The organism is Paenibacillus sp. JT22N15, assembly GCF_059383755.1.
Map to the genome: position 1 here is coordinate 356,621 of NZ_JBXENV010000004.1, position 18,619 is coordinate 375,239.

At 50.3% G+C, this 18,619-nt stretch carries 19 protein-coding genes; 2 read left to right on the forward strand and 17 right to left on the reverse strand.

The features are described from left to right. Window positions 1–73: 73 nt before the first annotated feature. The 8 genes from AC50X8_RS10115 to AC50X8_RS10150 all read right to left on the reverse strand — a co-directional run bounded on the left by AC50X8_RS10115 (window position 74) and on the right by AC50X8_RS10150 (window position 9,093). Window positions 74–1,177, reverse strand: a complete 1,104-nt coding sequence (locus tag AC50X8_RS10115) for a Gfo/Idh/MocA family protein (RefSeq protein ID WP_056041008.1) — start codon at window positions 1,175–1,177, stop codon at window positions 74–76. Next, on the reverse strand, window positions 1,170–1,871 hold the full coding sequence (locus AC50X8_RS10120; protein ID WP_494879608.1) for a ThuA domain-containing protein: 702 nt from the start codon (window positions 1,869–1,871) through the stop codon (window positions 1,170–1,172). Before AC50X8_RS10120 ends, AC50X8_RS10115 begins: the two co-directional genes overlap by 8 nt. An 18-nt stretch (window positions 1,872–1,889) precedes the next feature. Next, window positions 1,890–3,056, reverse strand: a complete 1,167-nt coding sequence (locus AC50X8_RS10125) for a Gfo/Idh/MocA family protein (protein WP_056041004.1) — start codon at window positions 3,054–3,056, stop codon at window positions 1,890–1,892. Between the two features lie 20 nt (window positions 3,057–3,076). Next, on the reverse strand, window positions 3,077–4,105 hold the full coding sequence (locus tag AC50X8_RS10130) for a LacI family DNA-binding transcriptional regulator (protein ID WP_494879610.1): 1,029 nt from the start codon (window positions 4,103–4,105) through the stop codon (window positions 3,077–3,079). 184 nt (window positions 4,106–4,289) lie between these two features. Then, a complete protein-coding gene (locus AC50X8_RS10135) occupies window positions 4,290–4,619 on the reverse strand; it encodes a hypothetical protein (protein ID WP_056040999.1) in 330 nt (109 codons plus the stop codon). A gap of 269 nt (window positions 4,620–4,888) precedes the next feature. Further along, window positions 4,889–6,475 carry a peptide chain release factor 3 gene (locus tag AC50X8_RS10140; protein WP_056040997.1) on the reverse strand — a complete coding sequence of 529 codons (1,587 nt, stop codon included), beginning with the start codon at window positions 6,473–6,475 and terminating at the stop codon, window positions 4,889–4,891. A gap of 147 nt (window positions 6,476–6,622) precedes the next feature. Continuing rightward, the gene (zwf, locus tag AC50X8_RS10145; RefSeq protein WP_056040996.1) at window positions 6,623–8,179 is read right to left on the reverse strand and encodes a glucose-6-phosphate dehydrogenase; all 1,557 of its coding nucleotides are present in this window, start codon (window positions 8,177–8,179) and stop codon (window positions 6,623–6,625) included. 143 nt (window positions 8,180–8,322) lie between these two features. Then, the gene (locus AC50X8_RS10150; RefSeq protein ID WP_056040994.1) at window positions 8,323–9,093 is read right to left on the reverse strand and encodes a YwmB family TATA-box binding protein; all 771 of its coding nucleotides are present in this window, start codon (window positions 9,091–9,093) and stop codon (window positions 8,323–8,325) included. A 311-nt stretch (window positions 9,094–9,404) separates the two neighbouring features. Between AC50X8_RS10150 and AC50X8_RS10155 the strand changes: the two genes are divergently transcribed. Both AC50X8_RS10155 and AC50X8_RS10160 read left to right on the forward strand, forming a co-directional pair. Then, entirely contained in the window at window positions 9,405–9,785 is a 381-nt protein-coding gene (locus AC50X8_RS10155) for a hypothetical protein (protein WP_494879614.1), read from the forward strand. A 91-nt stretch (window positions 9,786–9,876) separates the two neighbouring features. Beyond that, window positions 9,877–10,560: a hypothetical protein gene (locus tag AC50X8_RS10160; protein WP_099518984.1), complete on the forward strand. Its 684-nt coding sequence runs from the start codon at window positions 9,877–9,879 to the stop codon at window positions 10,558–10,560. A gap of 38 nt (window positions 10,561–10,598) precedes the next feature. On the opposite strand, the gene AC50X8_RS10165 is transcribed toward AC50X8_RS10160, so the two are convergent. The 9 genes from AC50X8_RS10165 to AC50X8_RS10205 all read right to left on the reverse strand — a co-directional run bounded on the left by AC50X8_RS10165 (window position 10,599) and on the right by AC50X8_RS10205 (window position 18,592). Beyond that, window positions 10,599–11,258: a response regulator gene (locus AC50X8_RS10165; protein ID WP_056040989.1), complete on the reverse strand. Its 660-nt coding sequence runs from the start codon at window positions 11,256–11,258 to the stop codon at window positions 10,599–10,601. A gap of 40 nt (window positions 11,259–11,298) precedes the next feature. Then, the gene (locus tag AC50X8_RS10170) at window positions 11,299–12,384 is read right to left on the reverse strand and encodes a sensor histidine kinase (protein ID WP_494879618.1); all 1,086 of its coding nucleotides are present in this window, start codon (window positions 12,382–12,384) and stop codon (window positions 11,299–11,301) included. A gap of 79 nt (window positions 12,385–12,463) precedes the next feature. Next, complete coding sequence (locus tag AC50X8_RS10175; protein ID WP_056040988.1) at window positions 12,464–13,156, reverse strand: PspA/IM30 family protein; 693 nt, start codon at window positions 13,154–13,156, stop codon at window positions 12,464–12,466. A 2-nt stretch (window positions 13,157–13,158) separates the two neighbouring features. Then, window positions 13,159–13,656 (reverse strand): PspC domain-containing protein, encoded by a 498-nt coding sequence (locus AC50X8_RS10180; RefSeq protein WP_063892659.1) that lies wholly within the window; start codon window positions 13,654–13,656, stop codon window positions 13,159–13,161. Window positions 13,657–13,661: 5 nt separating this feature from the next. Next, window positions 13,662–14,336, reverse strand: a complete 675-nt coding sequence (locus AC50X8_RS10185) for a PspA/IM30 family protein (protein WP_046232873.1) — start codon at window positions 14,334–14,336, stop codon at window positions 13,662–13,664. Window positions 14,337–14,369: 33 nt separating this feature from the next. Further along, window positions 14,370–14,666 carry a LiaF transmembrane domain-containing protein gene (locus tag AC50X8_RS10190; RefSeq protein WP_056040985.1) on the reverse strand — a complete coding sequence of 99 codons (297 nt, stop codon included), beginning with the start codon at window positions 14,664–14,666 and terminating at the stop codon, window positions 14,370–14,372. A gap of 413 nt (window positions 14,667–15,079) precedes the next feature. Continuing rightward, a complete protein-coding gene (locus tag AC50X8_RS10195) occupies window positions 15,080–16,648 on the reverse strand; it encodes an ABC transporter substrate-binding protein (protein WP_494879619.1) in 1,569 nt (522 codons plus the stop codon). Between the two features lie 85 nt (window positions 16,649–16,733). Further along, window positions 16,734–17,663, reverse strand: coding sequence for a carbohydrate ABC transporter permease (locus AC50X8_RS10200; protein ID WP_056040981.1), 930 nt, complete (start codon window positions 17,661–17,663; stop codon window positions 16,734–16,736). Between the two features lie 32 nt (window positions 17,664–17,695). Next, window positions 17,696–18,592: an ABC transporter permease gene (locus AC50X8_RS10205; RefSeq protein ID WP_494879620.1), complete on the reverse strand. Its 897-nt coding sequence runs from the start codon at window positions 18,590–18,592 to the stop codon at window positions 17,696–17,698. Window positions 18,593–18,619: the final 27 nt, after the last annotated feature.

The following is an 18,619-nucleotide window of genomic DNA, read 5'->3' on the forward strand; positions in this document are numbered from 1 at the left end:
ATCTATAAGAAAAAGCCCGCCAACCCGCGATTTACGCGAATTAACGAGCCTGCTTCAACTGTCTATTGCCAGCCTATTTGTCCAGAGTATATTCCGCCAAACCGAGCGGAAATACCATTGGCTTCTCGCAGCTGCTTTGCATCACATAATGCTTGCCTTGCTCCGCCGCATCATGGAAGCCATGCATCGCTTCCAGCACATGGTAAGCAAGCTCGCCGTTTGCCCGGTGCTTGCGGCCCGTCAGAATGGCTTGCGCCATGTCGGCTGCGCCAATGCCTCTGCCATTTTCCGAATGGCCGTAAGCAAGTGGAATCGTCGACCATTCCGAAGCCCCGCCGCGGCGCAGCTTGATTTCCCCGCCGAAATTGTTCGGGTTCGTAACTTGAAGCGTGCCTTGGCTGCCGTACACCTCAATGAATGGCAGCGTGGAGCCGCCCTTCACATCAAAGCTAGTCAGCAGCGTCGCGATTGGCCCAGCGGCAAATTCCATAATGCCGGCCACATGCGTCGGCACTTCAACTTCAATTTTTTGCCCATGCTTCGGCGCGCTCGTAATCGTTCTCTCCGGGAAGGTAATGCGAGTCGAGCCCGTTACACGGGCAATCGGTCCTAGCATCGCAATTAGCGCCGTCAAATAATAAGGTCCCATATCGAACATGGGGCCGCCGCCTTGCTGGTAATAAAACTCGGGAGCCGGATGCCAGCTCTCATGTCCGCCGGACATCATAAAAGCGGTAGCGCCGATGGGCGTGCCAATCCAGCCGTCTTCAATAATTTTAATGCACGTCTGGAGTCCGCCGCCAAGGAACGTATCGGGCGCGCTGCCTACGAGCAGCCCTTTCGCCGCCGCCAGCTCCAGCACTTGCTTGCCCTCCTCGCGCGTAACCGCGAGCGGCTTCTCCACATACACATGCTTGCCAGCTTCCAGCGCCTGCAAGCACACTGGGGCATGCGCGGCTGGAATCGTTAGATTAATGACCAGCTGCACTTCCGGGTCCGCAAGCAGCTCAGCGACCGAGCAGCCGCGAATGCCATACTCCGCGCCTTTCTCCTTGGCGCGTTCTACATCGAGATCCGCACAAGCGACAATTTCCATGGAGCTGAATTTTGAACCATTTTCCAAATAAATACGGCTAATATTTCCTGTCCCGATGATCCCAACCTTGACTTTACTCATGTTTGCCTCCGTCTCTGCCTGCCGCAGCTGCTTTGCCTTCCGCACACCAGTTAAACCCGCGTCTCATCATTTCTTTAACAACTGGAATGTCTACAATATTAGCCTGGTGCCCAAGCGAATTATAGTAGACGCGGCCTACGCCCCAGCGCTTCGTCCAAGCGACCGGCATATCAACCGCTTTATTCAGCGCATGAGGACCGTCTGCAACGGGGAAGCGCGTCGTCGCCAGCACTTCAACCGCTGGGTCCACATGCATATAATACTGCTCGCTGCTTACTGTAAAATCCTCAATGCCATCGGTCAGCAGGCTGGACGTGTTGGTCACATTGACCACATATTCCACGCCGTCATTGCCGGGATGCGATACCCACTGGCCGCCCGTCATGAACTGCCATTCTACGCTTTCGCGGAAGGAGTCGCACATGCCGCCGTGGCAGCCGGCAAGGCCGACGCCGTTTTGAACCGCTTCGGACACATTTTTCAGCTGATCGCCCGTAATCTTTCCCATCGTCCATACCGGAACGATCAGGTCCAGCGCCTTCAGCTTCTCGCCATCCTCAAAAGCCTCCAGCGTATCCGAAACCTCAACCTCAAAGCCTTCTCCTGCAAGCACTGCTTCAAAAATAGCTGCTACCTCTTTAGGCTGATGTCCGTCCCAGCCGCCCCATACGATTAATGCCTTCGGTTTGCTCATCGTCTTATCGCATCTCCTCTATTTATACTCCGCCAGCTTCACCCAACGGCGCTCTGTAATGGACTGCTCAACTGCCTCTAGCACCTCTTGGCACCGAAGGCCATCGTGGAAATTCGGCACCGGTTGACGATCCTCGTGAATCGCCAGCATCAGCTCCTGCATTTCATGCGTGAACGTATGCTCATAGCCAATCGTATGTCCCGCCGGCCACCAGGCATCCATATAAGCATGAGCCGGATCGGTCGCCAGCACGCGGCGGAAGCCCTGAACGTCATCAGCATCGTCGGTAAAATAAACCTCCAGCTCATTCAGACGCTCGAAATCGAATTTGACACTGCCCTTGCTGCCGTTAATTTCGAAAGCATTGGTAGAGCGGTGACCTGCCGCGAAGCGCGTCGCTTCGAAGCTGCCGAGCGCACCATTTTCAAAACGAGTCATAAACAGCGTCGCATCATCCACCGTTACTTTGCCGCGAGCACCAGAAGCATCCCCTTTGGCGCTAAGCCCCGTCATTTCCGATGGCAGCGGGCGCTCCTTGATGAACGTTTCGCTCATGCCGATTACCTCGTCAAACTCGCCAACAAGGAAGCGCGCCAAGTCGATCAGATGAGCGCCAAGGTCGCCATGCGAGCCTGAGCCGGCGACTTCCTTCTGCAAGCGCCAGACGAGCGGGAATGAAGGATCAATGATCCAATCCTGAAGAAATACCGCACGGAAATGGTAGATTTCGCCCAATCGGCCATCGCTGACGAGCTTCTTCGCCAGCTGCACCGCTGGTGCAAACCGATAGTTAAAGCCAACCATATGCTTGATGCCAGCCTCTTCTGCCGCATCGAGCATTTCCTTCGCATCCGCTACATTGAGTGCCAGCGGCTTTTCGCAGAACAGATGCTTGCCAGCTGCGGCAGCCGCCAGCGCAATTTCCTTATGCGCATCGCTTGGCGCATTAATATCAATCACATCGATGTCGCTGCGTTCAATCAGCTTGCGCCAATCCGTCTCGGCGCTTTCCCAGCCGAACTGGCTTCTAGCTTGCTCCAGCGCCTCGGCGTTGCGCCCGCAAATCGCTTTCATCTCTGGCAGCGCTGGCGTCTTCGGAAAAAACATCGGCAAAGCCCGATAAGCATTGCTATGCGCTTTTCCCATAAACTTATAGCCGACCATTCCCACACGTACTTTCCCCATATCAATCTCCGCCTCCCGATTTATGAAGATGTTTCCCGCTTAATCAAATGCACAGGCAGCAGCCCTTCCTCCGTCTGCTCCAGCAATTCCTTCTCTGGAGCGAGCAGCCGCTGAGCTGCCCTTCTTCCCATTTCGTAAAAAGGTACCGCTACCGTCGTCAGCTTCGGGCTCACAATAACCGAGCCTTCCGAATCATCATAGCCGACGAGCTTCACATCAATCCCAGCCTCGATTCCATACGCGCGCAAGCCATCCATCAGGCCAATAGCCATCCGGTCATTAGCGGCAAAAACCGCATCCGCCTGGCCGCTGCGGATGAGCGCTGCGACAGCTTCCGCAGCTTCAACCCCACTCTTGCGGCTGTAATTGCCCAGCAGCGTCAATGACGGATCGTAAGCAAGTCCCGCATGTGCAAGCGCCTGCTTGTAGCCGGTCATTCGGTCCATACTGCTTGAAAACACATCTGGCCCATTGAGAAAAGCAATCCTTCGGCTCCCGCCGTCGATCAAATGCTTGACGGCCTCGTAGCTCCCCGCATGATGATCCGCATCGACGGACAAATATCCTTCCTCCGCGAATCGCTGGTTAACGAGGCAGAACGGATAACCCTTCTCCTGCAGCTCCGCAAGCGCTTTCTTCTCTTCCGGCACATTTTGAGCGCCGAGCACAATGCAGGCATCGATCTTCTGCGCCAGAAACAGCCTGGCATAATCACGCGAGCCGCTAGGCTCTCGAAAGATTAACAGCACATCATACCCATATTGCTTAGCCGCCTCGCCAATGCCGCTCAAAATTTCTGCAAAATAATACGTGGAAAACAAATGAACTTTAGGTACAAATGGCAAGATAACGCCCAAATTGCCGCTGCGGCTTCTAGCAAACTGCTGCGCCAGCGCACTTGGCACATAACCAAGCTGCTTTGCCGCATCCTCTACTCGAAGCCGAGTTTCTTCCCTGATAGGCCCAACCTTATTAAGCACTCTGGATACTGTGGCTTCGGATACGCCCGCAAGTGACGCAACTTCTTTTCTACTAACCAAAGCAAGCATCCTCCTGATTCTCAAGCAAATTCAATCAATGTACACGCGTACATTATTTCATGAAAGTGGAAGCTCGTCAATACTAAAAATAAAAGCATAAACAGCAAAGAGCAGTGCTGAACCCCGGAAGGCCTGCCCTGCTCTTTGCTGTTTGCTTCTTTGCTGTTCTCAACCGCTGCTTACAATGACTTCCTTAGAAGCTTGACGGCGGCGGAGGTGGCGAATACGACTGGTTGCGATCTGCCTTTGACGCACTAACAAGGAGCAAAACGCCTGTAATTAAATGCATGATCATGCCCACAATCGGAATAACCGCAATAACGGACGTCACAATACCCAAAATGCTGCCATGCTTATCGGCATTATGCTGCGAAGCCAGCACCAAGGTCACAATATGCAGAGCCAGCATTACAACTAACGGAATATAAGAAAGACCCATTACAATCAGGCCGCCCATAACTGGGACTCCTATAATAATTTCAAAAATTCCTGTAATCAACAATAACGTTTTTACATTGCTCATTTTCCTTCAACCCCCCACTTCGATGCAATCGTCACCATGCAAGGAAAACAAATACAAGCTTCCTTCTCATATACTCTCCTATTGTATTCCAATTCGACTAGGTTTGACAATGCTTTTCCACAAGGTGAAACGGCTGTCGCCGTCCTTTGGCGGTGCAGCGCGTTTCAGTCCGAGAAATATAAGCCATTAATAAGGGAGAAACTTATAAATGCTTATCTTTCAAAAAAAAACGCCAGAGCCGCTTGCCTGCCCTGGCGTTTCCAGCGCGATTAAGGCGCTGTTTCTAGAAATTTCGACGTAGGATTTTTGTCCATCGCCGTCCTCATCGCATATTCATTCTCGAACAAGACGACATAATTGCCCTTCTTATCTTGAACGAGCGTGGAGTTAATCCGGAATTTCGCCGGATCGATTTTGTCATCTACAATCCAGCGTGCAAACTGGAACGTCATGCGGTGCAACTGGATTTCGACGCCATACTCCGCACGCATCCGATATTCGAACACCTCAAACTGCAAGTGCCCAACGACGCCCAAAATCGTTTCATCAAAGCCGCCAACCGAACGGAACACCTGAATCGTGCCTTCCTCCGTCAGCTGGTCAACGCCTTTTTGATACTGCTTATGCTTCAAGGCATTTTTAACCGTTACTTTAGCAAAAATCTCTGGTGAGAACGTCGGCAGCTCATCAAATATGACTTCCGAGTTTTGCGACAGCGAATCGCCAATCCGGAAAATGCCCGGATCGAACAAGCCGATAATATCGCCCGGATAAGCCGTCTCCACTATGTCGCGATCCTGCGCCAAAAACTGCTGCGGCTGCGCCAGTTTAATATCTTTGCCCGCACGGACATGGCGAACGCTCATCCCACGCTCAAAGCGCCCGGAGCAAATGCGCAAAAAGGCAATCCGGTCGCGGTGGGCCGGGTTCATATTCGCTTGAATTTTAAAGACATAGCCCGAAAACTTCTCATTCGTCGGTTCAACCGGGCCGGATTTGCTCATGCGCTCTGTCGGTTTTGGCGCCAGCTCAAGGAAGTTATCCAGAAACGTTTGGACGCCGAAATTGTTAACCGCACTGCCGAAGAAAATCGGTGTCAGCTCGCCAGCGCGTACTTTCTCGATATCGAATTGATCGCCTGCTACATCAAGAAGCTCAAGATCCTGCACGAGTTGATCATGCAAATAGTCGCCTGCCATCTCGCGAATAATCGGATCGTTGTAATCATCCGTTTTCCGAACTTCAATCGTGCTGTGGTCATTGCCTTGGAACAGCTCGACCTGGTTTTTCATCCGGTCATAAACGCCGCAAAGCTCGCGGCCCATGCCAATCGGCCAGTTCATTGGAACCGAACGGATGCCAAGCACACGCTCCAGCTCCTCCATCAGTTCAAACGGACTTTGTCCTTCACGGTCCAGCTTGTTGATGAAGGTAAAAATCGGAATGCCGCGTTTACGGCAAACTTGGAACAGCTTGATCGTCTGGGCCTCGACACCTTTGGCAACGTCAATCAGCATGACCGCGCTATCCGCTGCTGTCAGCGTCCGGTACGTATCCTCACTGAAATCCTGGTGGCCAGGCGTATCCAAAATGTTGACCCGATGGCCGTCGTAATCGAATTGCATGACGCTGGAAGTAACGGAGATTCCACGCTGCTTCTCAATTTCCATCCAGTCGGAGGTCGCATGGCGGCTTGCTTTCCGCGCCTTAACGGAGCCTGCCAGACGAATAGCTCCTCCGAACAGGAGGAGCTTCTCGGTTAGCGTCGTTTTTCCCGCATCCGGGTGAGAGATAATCGCAAAGGTGCGGCGCTTATCGACTTCCAGCTGCAATTCATTGCTTAGCGTTTTGCTCATTGCTTGCCTTCCCTTCATTCATACAGCGCACGGCCTAAAGGCGGTGCGCTGTGGAATATCTTCATTTGAAATTATGCGAAATTGACGCCCAGCCTGCTGCTTGGAGACTGCGAAGAAATAAAGTACCGCTAATTTCCTCGCAGCTGCTTACTTGCCGCTGTTCGTAATCCAGATCACTTTGTCTTCGTCCTGTCCATTGACCGGCCACCAGTGGAAGCCATCCTCTGCAAGCAGCTTATCTGCCGCTTCCGGACCCCATGAGCCAGCAGAATAAGACCCAAGATCCTTTTTGTCCTCGCCCCATGCTTGAGCGATTTTGTCAACAAACTCCCATGCCTGCGCTACTTCATCCCAACGGGTGAAGTAAGTGGAATCGCCGCGCACCGCATCGTGGATCAGACGCTCATACGCTTCCGGCGTATTCAAGCCGATTTGGCAGCTTTGGCAAAATTCCATAGCCACGGGCTGTACCGAATTGTCGGCACCAGGTGTCTTGGCATTGACTTTAATATAAATGCCCTCCATCGGGTTAACCCGAATGACGAGCAAATTCGGCGCAAGATCATGACGCTGCGCGAACAAAACGTTTTGCGGCATCGACTTGAATTCAATAACAACCTCAGTCGTCTTCACCGGCAGGCGTTTGCCTGTACGGATATAGAACGGAACGCCAGCCCAACGGAAGTTGTCTACCGCTACTTTAGCAGCGAAATACGTTTCCGTCGTCGATTCCGGATTAACGGAATCCTCTTGGCGATAACCGGCCAATTCCTTGCCGCGAGCCGAGCCTTCGCTGTATTGGGCGCGAACGACGTTTTTGCGAACCTCATCGCTGGATTTGTAGTTGCGCAGCGAGCGCAGCACTTTCACCTTCTCATCGCGAATATCTTCGCCATGCAGACGGCTAGGCGGCTCCATTGCAATCATCGTGAGCATTTGGAGCATATGGTTTTGGCCCATGTCTCTTAATGCACCGGATTTGTCATAATAACCGCCGCGATCCTCTACGCCAACCGTTTCCGACAGCGTAATTTGCACATTGGCGATATGATTATTATTCCACAACGGCTCAAAAAATGCATTAGCAAAACGGATAACCTGAATATTTTGCACCATTTCTTTACCCAAGTAGTGGTCAATGCGGAAAATTTCCTCTTCCTTGAACACTTGGCTCAGCTGGTCATTCAGCTTTTGTGCGGATGGAAGATCGTAGCCGAAAGGCTTCTCAATAACGACGCGGCTCCAGCCTTTGCACTCAAGCAGCCCGCCGTCGCGCAGGTTGAAGGACACCGGTCCGAACAGCGCAGGCGCAAGTGCTAAGTAGAATAAGCGGTTGCCTGGAATATCAAATTTCGCTTCCAGCTGCTCCGAAAGCTTGCTCAGCTCGCGGAAGCCGTCCACCGTGTTAATATCCAGCGACATATATTCGAAATGCTCGGCAAAACGATTCCATAGCTCGGCATCATCCGCCTTGTAACGGCAAAATTCCACAATGGAATCATAAACGTCCGAACGGAACTGCTCGTTCGTGCGAGGTCTGCGGGCAAGGCCTACGACTGCAAATTTTTCAGACAATTTTCCTTCTTTATATAAGCTGAACAGGGCAGGGAACAATTTGCGCTTAGCTAAATCGCCTGTTGCTCCAAACAAATAATATACGGCGCCTTGCGGCGATAGCGTTTCGGGATTCGTATTTTGCTCCATATTCCTCATTCTTTCCTATGAATTTTTATACGTCTTTGCATGGTATGTAGTTTAACATATTAATCCTGAAACTGCTACGCAATCCACCATAAAAAAAACTAATAACGATCGTTATTTCTCCTGATTCCATCACAATATTTCATCTATTGCGAAGCGCTGTAATCTCCCGAAATCAGCGGGATTCCAATGACGACCTCCAGCTGTCCCGTATCCGTTCCTTTATGCACGGCAACCTGCATATTCGCCTCCTTGCCGCCAGTCTTTACAGAAGCTTTAAGCCCTCCAGTAAAAAAGCTTTCGCTCACCGTCCCGGCATCATCATACCGCTCCACCTGTTCAGCGGCTGCAAGCTGCGCAAGCCTCTCTGCAACATTATTATATTCTGTCAAGCCTCTGATGGTTATTCCTCCATCATAAGAAATATTTGTCCTTCTCATAGCAGACTCGATATGATCTATAGCTGAAAGCAGCTTATGCTGATCCGCTTGTTTGCTTGATTCGGTGGAAAAAAGCAGCAGCATCTGCTGTTTCCCTTCCCCGGCTGACGCCGTCACGCTCATAGACAGCTTGCCGCCTACTTCCGGCAGCAGCGTGCTCAGCTCCCCTTCCGCATCGCCCTCGTAGCGTGGAAACAGCTGCTCCCGCAGTTTAGCCGCCTCTCCGCTCGCATACCAGCGCAGCGTCCAGCCTGCTCCGGGCGCCCCGGACTTCAGCAGCCCATCGCTCCAGCTCCACATTTGCTTAACGTCATGCTGAAGCAAGCTGCCCTCCGCTTTCCCCTGCGTTGTCAGCTTGTCCTGATTAACGAGCGCCCATACCGCGCCAAAAAGCAATACCATTGCTGCTGCCAGCACGCCGATTCGGCTGCGCCGTTTTATTTTATCCGGTTCCGTGTACCTGTTCAGCTTTGCCATCGAACACATCAGCCTCCTTGGTCTACATAGCCTTCCAAATCATGGATAACGCTTCCATTTTACATGAAATTCCATGAAAGAACAGGAGCAATATATTTATTTTTGCTTGTGTTCCTTTGAGCCTCTAGCCTTACATTTCCGCTTGCCGCTTATTTAAAAACGCGATTGCTGTTTGAATTAGGCAGAAAAAGGTGAATTTACTGTAGATAGGCTGCTTTCTTCGCTCATCTGGGTAAACATCCATACACATCCGCCTGTAGGTGAATATACTGCTTGCAAAAGCATAAAGCCCAATAGGAGGTTACTCGTATATGGAACAAATTTATCCGCTTGAAGAAGGCGTCATATCGCGTTTTTGCGGAATGCCCGTTTGCATTGTGACCCATGACGGCGCAAGGCATTTCGGCGTGTTAAGCCACTGCCGAGGCGGCAAGCTTACGCTAAATGAACAACCGGGCGCACAGATGCTGGCCGAAGCCGAATCCCCTAAAGCCGATAAGGCCAAAGGCAAAAACAAAGGCAAAGCAGGCAAAGCAAGCAAAGCAAGCAAAACAGCCAAAGAAAAAGTCGCTCAAACCCAAGCTTATCCTTATGATCCCTACTATTATAATTACCCGGGGTATAACTGGCCGTATGGCGGCGCGTTCGCTATTGACCTTGCCCTAATTGCCTTTTTGTTCCTGCTCATTTAATAAGCCAGCTTTCGACAGCGATTTTCAGCAGTATTTGCAGCTGTCATCCTTTATGCTAACTACAGGAAACCGATTGAAGGAGGTTATTGAAATGTCCATCCGCCCTATCGAACGTACGAACCGGAGAGCCATCTTCGAGCCTATACAGCGCATCACGCCTTATGCCAGTTATCCCTACAGGGACATGGAGTTTCAACGGCCTCCCGAGCATGATTTTGACTGGAATGATCCTTATCGCGAAGCTGCCGGCCATGCGGCCGTCTGGCTCGAACAATATAGACAAGCCCACAAAGAGGTGCAAGTCATTGCACTCAAAATCCGCAATGATTTCAACGAGCGCTGCCTTGTCGAACAGCTGACGAAGCTGACGGGCGTCATGAATCGCCTGCAGCAAGCTTTTGTACAGGTAGCCCGCTACATTAAGCCATCGCTGTGGGATCGTGCGCAGCAGGCCATGAACCATCATGCGGCGGAGCTGGTTGGCTTTATACGGGACGACATCACAAGCCGCTGGATGCTGCGTCCTGCCATTGCCGCTTCCATCTACCGCGAGTACCCGCTGTCAGGCCAGCATTTGTATCGCCAGCTTCTAGGCCCCTACGGGCTAATGACGACGCTGCTGCAGGCCTTGTCGCTCGGCGGCGACGAAATCCGGACAACCGATCTCTTGAAAAATAGTGCCGAGCGTACGCAGCCATACGCCACTTACTACAGCTCGATGAAAATGCATTATCCGCTTCCCCCAAGCGGCCTGCTGCTGAACGATGAAGGCTAACCAATAACTTTCAAAAAAATAAGCAAGGAAATTGCCTCCTATTCGGCAATTCCTTGCTTATGTGCGTATATGGCAGCCTGTGTCCGGTCATCTACGTTAAGCTTATTGAAAATGTTCGTAATATGAAACTTCACGGTTTTCACCCCAATGAACAGCTCATCCGCGATTTCCTGATTCGACATCCCCTGTGCGACCCGCTTCAGCACATCCATCTCGCGGTCGGTCAAATCATCATGCAGCGGAGCTACGACGGGCTGCTTAGGCTGGCGCATGCGGCTCATCATCTTGGCCGCTACTTGCGATTCCAGTACCGATTGCCCGCGTGCGGCCGCACGGATCGCATCCGCTATTTCGTTTGCTCTAGATGTTTTCAATAAATAACTGAACGCACCCGCTTCAATGACCGGATACAGCTTGCTGTCATCGAGATAGCTCGTCAGAACGATGACCTTGCAATCCGGGTACAATTCCAGCAGCTTCGCTGTTGTCTCCACGCCATCCATGCCATCCATCACCAAATCCATCAGCACAACATCCGGCTTATACGATTGGGCCATACGAATACCGTCATACCCGTTGCTTGCTTCTCCGACTACTTCTATGCCTTCTTCCGTATCCAATACGGCAGCAAGGCCGATTCTCACCATCTCGTGATCATCTACCAGCAGCACTTTTACGGGTGCAGCTAATTGTTCCATCGACTCCACACGGCTCCCCCACTTTCGTCCTTTTCACTGTTTACCCATTTATATCCAGCGGCACCGTAATATGAATCAGTGTGCCCTCCCCAGGGCGTGATGACATATACAGCTTGCCGCGCAGCTCATTAACCCGCTCCTCCATCGTGAGCAAGCCATAGGAGGTTTTCTTCTTCTGCTCCAGATCAAAGCCCACACCGCTATCTTGCAGCAGCATGCATACGGCTCCATCCTCCCGATAAAGCTTTATGTTCATTGTATCCGCTTTGGCATGTCTAAGTGTATTGGACAATGCCTCCTGCGCAATGCGGAACAAATGATCCTCCGCCGCTGGCTTCATCGTTATGGAATCATCCAACGACAAATCAATCGTCATCGGCACTTTTTCCTTAAGCTCACCAACAAGCAGCGTCAGTGCTTGAGCGAGATTTTTCCCATCGAGGTGTACAGGCCGCAAATGGAGCAGCAGCGCTCTCATCTCCGACTGGGCCACGGAGGCCATCTCTTCAATCAGCTGCACCTGCCGGCGCGCCCGTTCCCAATCGCGCTCAATCGTCCGGCTGACCGCCGTCGCCGTCATCGAAATTGCGAATAACTGCTGGCTGACCGCATCATGAAGCTCGCGCGCAAGCCGCTGGCGTTCTTCAATAACTGCAGAAAATTTAACCTTCTCCGTCCATACATCATCCTGCTCTTCCCGTTGTATGCTTTCCGAGTGTTCATCATGCTCCGCCGAATCAATCGTCACCGGATAGCTGCGTTTGCGCTGCTGCTCGGTCAACCGCTTAATGACCTCACGCAGCTTCGAATTTTGCAAATAATTGTTCAAAGCAACAAGTGCCATTGCTGCTCCAGTAATCGCGAGCCCAATAACCGCCCATTTCGCCTGCAGCGTAAATAAATTCACATAACCGATGCCTTGCAGCATAATGACTGCGAGGCTAAGTATAATAAGAAGCCATAGGAGCGACTCCGTTAAGTTTTTGCGCCGATTGGCTGCATCCCGCCCATTGCGCTGGCCGCCCAGCTTCTGTTGATGATGGCCTGGGTATGGTAACGGCGGCCTTTGATCCTGTTGCTGCGGCGCAATAGGCTGATCTCCTTGCAAGGGCTTCTCTTCGGCCAACCTGCTCACTCCTTAAACGACAAGCAAGAAGGAGCAGACCGGTTGCCCGGTCCGCTCTCTTCTCATCCTGCGGGTTGTATTATTCCTGTGGTGCTTTATCGAGCTTCAGCTTGTTTTTGAGCGCATCCAGCTGCTCATCCACTTTAAGCTGTTTTTCGGCTTCTACTGCATTAAATGGTGCAGCCGTACCGCTGTAGGAATACGGTGTGCGCAATACATCCGCTTCCGCTTCCATTTGCAAAATTTTCTCTTCCATACGGTTGAAGCCTCTGGAAGCTGTACCTTTGTCAATTGTATTCGTAGTTGTCAATTGAGCAATATGCTTTTGCGCTTTTGCGACTTGAGCACGGGATGCCAGCTCATTGCGTTTGTTGCGAAGCTGATAAAACTCGTCTTTCAGCGCATGCAGCTGCTGAGTCAGCTCCTCTGCTTGCGATTTGGATTGAGCATACAGATCCGTGTACTCAATTACTTTTTGATCGAAGAACAATTTTTCTTCCAGCAATTTGCGGGCAAGCTGCTCTTGATCATTGCGGATTGCCGCTTCTGCTTTCGACTCACGGTCAGCCGTGCTGCGAACAGCTTCCTCCAAACGCTGCTTCATACGGCGCTCGTTGGCGATTTGCTTCGCTACTGTAACCTCTGCCGAATGAATTTCCGCTTCCATGTCACGCAGGTACTGATTGAGCATCACAACCGGATCCTCCATTTTGTCCAATACCTCATTCACCGATGCTTTCGTCATATCTTTCATTCTTTTGAAGATTCCCATAATTATAACTCTCCCTTCTCGTGTTTGGCTAATTTTGCGCGTAACTCATCGATTTCTTTACGAAGTGCCTTTTTCTCCAAATCCTCAAACATGCTGTCAAATTGCGACGAGGATGGGTTTGGTGGCGTCTGCCCAGTTTGACCGTTCCATTGCTGCTGTGGCCCTTTGGTGAACGAGCCTTGGAATTGCGAACCGAAGTTTTGGTTTCCACCAGCACCGCCGCTGCCATAACCGTAGCCATTGCCTTGCGATCCTTGACCGCCATTGCCGTAACCGTTGCCGAATCCATTTCCAAACCCGCCATTGTTATAATAAGGCGGCTCTTTCGGAACGACCAGACCAGCCAGTAAGTAGATAAAAATAACGATTCCGCTCGAGAATATGGTCACTACGATGAGTAAAATTCTGAGCAGTGTTGCATCTATATTGTAGGCTTCGGCAATCCCGCCGCATAAGCCGAATAGTTTGCTGTCTCGTGACGAACGGTATAGTTTCTTCAAATCAATCAGCCCTCCTTCTGCAGCTTCCTTTTGAGCTGCTCCAACTCTTGCTCGATTGCCGATTGAATCGAATGGCCTGCTTCAGTAGCGAACTCTCTGCCCATCCGGCGCAAATCATGCAGGCTCTTCGCTTCCAGCTCCATGTTGCTGATGCTGTCTTCGAGCCTTCTGAACATGCTGCCCGGCTGTGCGCCTTGCTCGCCAATTCCGCTAAACCTTGCATTCATTCGCTGCTGCAACCTTAGCGATTCCATTCTTGCTGCATAATATTCACGTCTATCATAAACCGATTGGTATTCACTGCGCATTTCACGAAGCTGTTCTTCAAGGCCGAGCGTATTCAACCTGCTTTGCTCGTACAAATCGCGGTATTGCGCTGCGCGCTCCTCGCTGCTTGCCTTCTCGTGAAGCGCCAGCCTTGCCAGCTGCTCCTCGCCTGCCTTCAAGGCAGTCATCGCTTGCTGTTCACGCTTTTCCTTCTGCTGCTCAGCTTGCAGCCATTGGATCTTCAAGTGGTTGGTGTGCCCTGTATATTGCTCATACAAGCGTTCCGCCTGCAAAATATCTTCCCTTGTCGACCAGAGAAACTGGTCAATCAGCTTAACGGGGTCCTCTGCTTTTTCCAATCGTTCATTTAGTGTGGCGACCGTGATGTCGCGAACTCTACGCATAATGCTCATTGGCTTCCCTCCTTAATCTCCATCTATATTTGATTAGTAACCGCGATAGCTGCTTTTTTTCAGAAGCGAAACGCCGTAAACGACGAGTCCAACAGCCAAGACCAGCAGGATCAAGCCTGAAAATTTTGAGAAAACACCGAGTGCACCGATCGTTATGAGAATGCCGCCGATCCATTTCTTATTGTTGCTCCAGCCAAGAACACCTAGGCCGATCAGAATGAAAGGGAACAGGAAGCCGATTAATCCACCAAGATGTACGCCGAGAAATTTGAGAACGATGAAGCTTCCTACTATCGCTAGGATAACACCAAGCAGTTTTTGATTTGCCATTTGTTTGTCACCGCCTTCCGTGTTGTGAATTGTGAAATGCCGCAAACCCAATCGTTTGTTAGTTCCTTGTACTTCTTGCTTTGTTTCGCTTGTTTCATTTGCTTCGTTTATTGCGGTGTTGCTTATGTACTTATTGTAGGTTGTTTTGCATGTTTCTAAAATGGACCTGCGGCTGTTTTTGCACTAGACCTTGGTCGGGGAGGCATGCCGTACCGCAGTCTTAGTGCGGTTTTTTATGTGAAAACAAGCGGGCAGCCCCCTCTACCTGAGGAGGCTGCCCGCTCGCTTGAATTACGTTGTCTACCGGTATTTTTTTAAATATAGGAAAGGATATCGTAACGCTATCCTTTCTCTATATTTCTCAGATTGAAACGCGCCGCGCCGCCAGAGGACGGCTTTCGGCCGTTTCACCTTTATTTGCTAGCTAAAAACTTGTCAAACTGGCTTTGCTTCTCAGCAATGATTTTCTCAATGCCTGCGGATTTCAGCTTCGCTGTATATTCCGGCAGTACTTTATCCACATCGACCGAACCTGTTTCGAGTGCCGTCAAATACTGTTTGTCGACGTTGACAACTGCGCCGATCTCCGCTTTCAGAGACTCGCCGTCAAAGACGAAGCCAAGGCCAGGAGAAACTTTGGCATTTTGGTTAAACTCTCTGAATTTTTCCCACTTGTTCGGGTCCTCAGTTTCCCATACATAGTTCAGGAACTGGCTGCCGAACATCCAAGCTGCGCCTGGGTTGTAGTTTTTCGTATTATCAGTGGACTTAATCACTTCATCGCTAACCTTCGTATAATGGTCATTCTCGATACCGAAGTTAAGCAGATTGTTGACATATTTGTCCGAGTGAAGCAAATTGATGAACATCATAGCGCGAGCAGGATCCTCCGAAGTGGAAGAAATACCTAGCATAGAGCCAGCTGTTTCCGAAGTCGCAATCGTCTTCGTGTTCAGTTCCAGCTGAGCAAGCTTGCCAGTCATTCCTGTCTGGTTCTCAAGCTCTTTATCTTTGCCTGGCTTCAGCGACGAAGTCATCGAGAATACATTGCCTGCTTTCATAGCATCGTAGTTCATCGTTTGGTTCGTTGCTGCGTCGCTGTTAATGTAGCCTTTTTTGAAATAGTCGCGAGTCAGCTTAAGCGTATCGACATAACGCGCTACATCATAGTTCGCTTTAACCGTCGTGCCATCTTCATCTTTCAAAATAATGCCCGGGATCGACGTATCGCCCAGCGCGTCATAATTGCCGAAATAATGCGAGTTGAACGTCTCGCCGTCTTTCAAATAAAGCGGAGTCAATTCCGGATGCTTCTCTTTTACAACTTTGTATACGTTGTCAAGATCAGCAATCGTTTTTACTGCCGTCATATCGATGCCAAGCTCATCGGCAATGTCTTTGCGGTAAATGATGCCGCCTTGCGCCGCAAGCTCTTTATTCGTTGGAACGCCATAGTTTTTGCCGTTGATTTTCGCGCCTTCCAAAAATACAGGATCAAGCGTTTTCAAAATATCTTGGCCATTTTCCTTGAGCAGATCGCCCAAATCGAGGAATGCGCCTTTTGCAACGTTAACGGCATGCTTATTCCATTGCGCGGTGAAAATAATATCAACCTTTTGGCGCGAAGCGATCATGAGATTGATTTTATCATCCCACGGACCCCAATCGATGGGCATTAAATCAATGGAAGCATTGATTTTATCCTTCAAATATTCATTCAGCTTCGCTTCCACTTTCGCTTCATCTGCCTGTGGTGCTCCTGTGTACACGAGTTTAATCGTATACGGCTCCAGGCCCGCAGCTCCATTGTCAGCTGGTGTTGCCGCCTCGGATGCAGCTGGGCTTGCCGCTGCTTCCCCTGCATTGCTTGGTGAAGCATTTCCATTCGTCGCACCACTGCCGCCGGAACAAGCATTCAGCAATAAAGCAAAAGTGAGCATCGTGGTGGTAACGCCAAGCACTCCCTTATTTGTTCTAATCATATCCCCATTGACCTCCCCAAAATGATAAATCTATGCTTGCACCGGCATTGATCCGGTAACAGCCCTTAGCAGGCAGAGCCTGCCGTCAGCCTTTTACAGCGCCGACGGTCAAACCCTTTACAAAATACTTCTGGAAGAACGGATAAGCGAATACGATCGGTCCAATACCCATAATCGCCATAGCCATACGCACCGTTTCATTCGGGAAGGAGACTTGGCCTCCCGCTGCGGCAATGGCCGATGCCGCGTTGCTGTTGCTCGCCAGAAACTGAATGTTGAGCAGCATTTTGTACATGAGATATTGGATGCTCAGCGTCTTGTCATCGGTAATAAAGACGAGGCTGAGGAACCAATCGTTCCAGTAGTTGACGGTGCTGAAAAGCGCAACGGTTGCCAGCACGGGCAGTGAAAGCGGCGTGACGATACGGAAGAAAATCAGCATCTCGCTCGCTCCGTCGATTTTGGCTGCTTCGAGAATGGCTACTGGAATCGTCGACTGGAAAAACGTGCGAATGACGAGCACGAAAAACGCAGAAACGAGCAGCGGCAGCACAAGTGCCCAAATGTTGTCCCTCAGATTCAGCATGTTCACGTAGACAAGATACCAAGGCACCAGCCCGCCGTTGAACAGCATCGTGAAGAAAATAAAGAAGGTGAAAAACTTGCGGTGCGGAAAGTCCGTCCGCGAAATCGGATACGCATACAGCGCCATAATAATGAGGCTGAGAATGGTACCGGCAATCGTTACGAAAATCGTAACGCCGTAAGAGCGCAAAATTTGCTGCCAATCGGTAAAGAGAAACTTATAAGCGGTAAAATCGATTTGACTTGGAATGAAGCTGTAGCCTTTCGTCAGCACATCCTGCTCATTCGATAGCGATACCATGACGATCAGAAGAATCGGCAGCAGACAAGCGATCGTATACAGCATAAAACCAATGTTGATGATCGTGTTCGCTGTAGGCGAAATCGCGTTGAACGGGTTCGAGCCCGATTTGCTCATTTCAGTTTGCATAAGGTTTGTTTCCTCCCATTTTTATCCATACTCTAAAACAATGCGCTGTCCTTGTCGACTCGGCGAACGAACCAGTTCGACAGGAATACGAGTATGAAGCCGACCAATGATTGATACAGCCCCGCTGCTGACGATAAGCCAATATCGCCCATTGCAATAAAGGTGCGGTAAACGTACGTGTCGATAACGTTCGTTACTGGGAACAAAGGACCCGACTCGCGCGGCACTTGGAAGAACAAACCGAAATCCGCATAAAATACCCGTCCAATTTGCAGCAGCGTTAGTACGATAATAGTTGGCATAAGCAGCGGAATCGTCACACTTTTGATTTGCTGCCATTTGCTGGCGCCGTCAATCGTTGCCGCTTCGTAATATTCGTCGTCAATGCCAATAATAGCCGCCAAATAAAGCACGGTGTAATAGCCGACATTTTTCCACGTATTAATAATTGGCAGCAGGAACGGCCATATTTTCGTCTCGAAATACCATTGAAGCGGCTCTAGTCCCAGCCATTTCATAATGGAGGTATTGACGAAGCCATGCGTATCATGCAGGAATCCGTATACCAAATAGCTGACTACGACCATCGATAAAAAATAAGCAAGGAAAATGACGGCTTGATGAAACTTAGCCATCAGCTTGTTTTTCATCTCATTGAGCATAATCGCAAATGCGACCGGCACAATCATATTCAGAATAATGAACGAAATGTTGTAAAGCAGCGTGTTTCTCGTAATAATCCAGGCGTCTGATGTTTTAAACAAATACTTGAAATTGTCGAACCAGACCCAAGGACTATTAATGATCCCATCAGTGTAATTGACGTTTTTGAATGCGATGACGGTTCCTAGCATCGGAATATAGTTGTTGAAAATCAAAAACAATACTCCGGGAGCCATCATGACATAGAAGATCCAATATCTTCTCATGTTGGTAGCGAGCGTCATATTTTCATC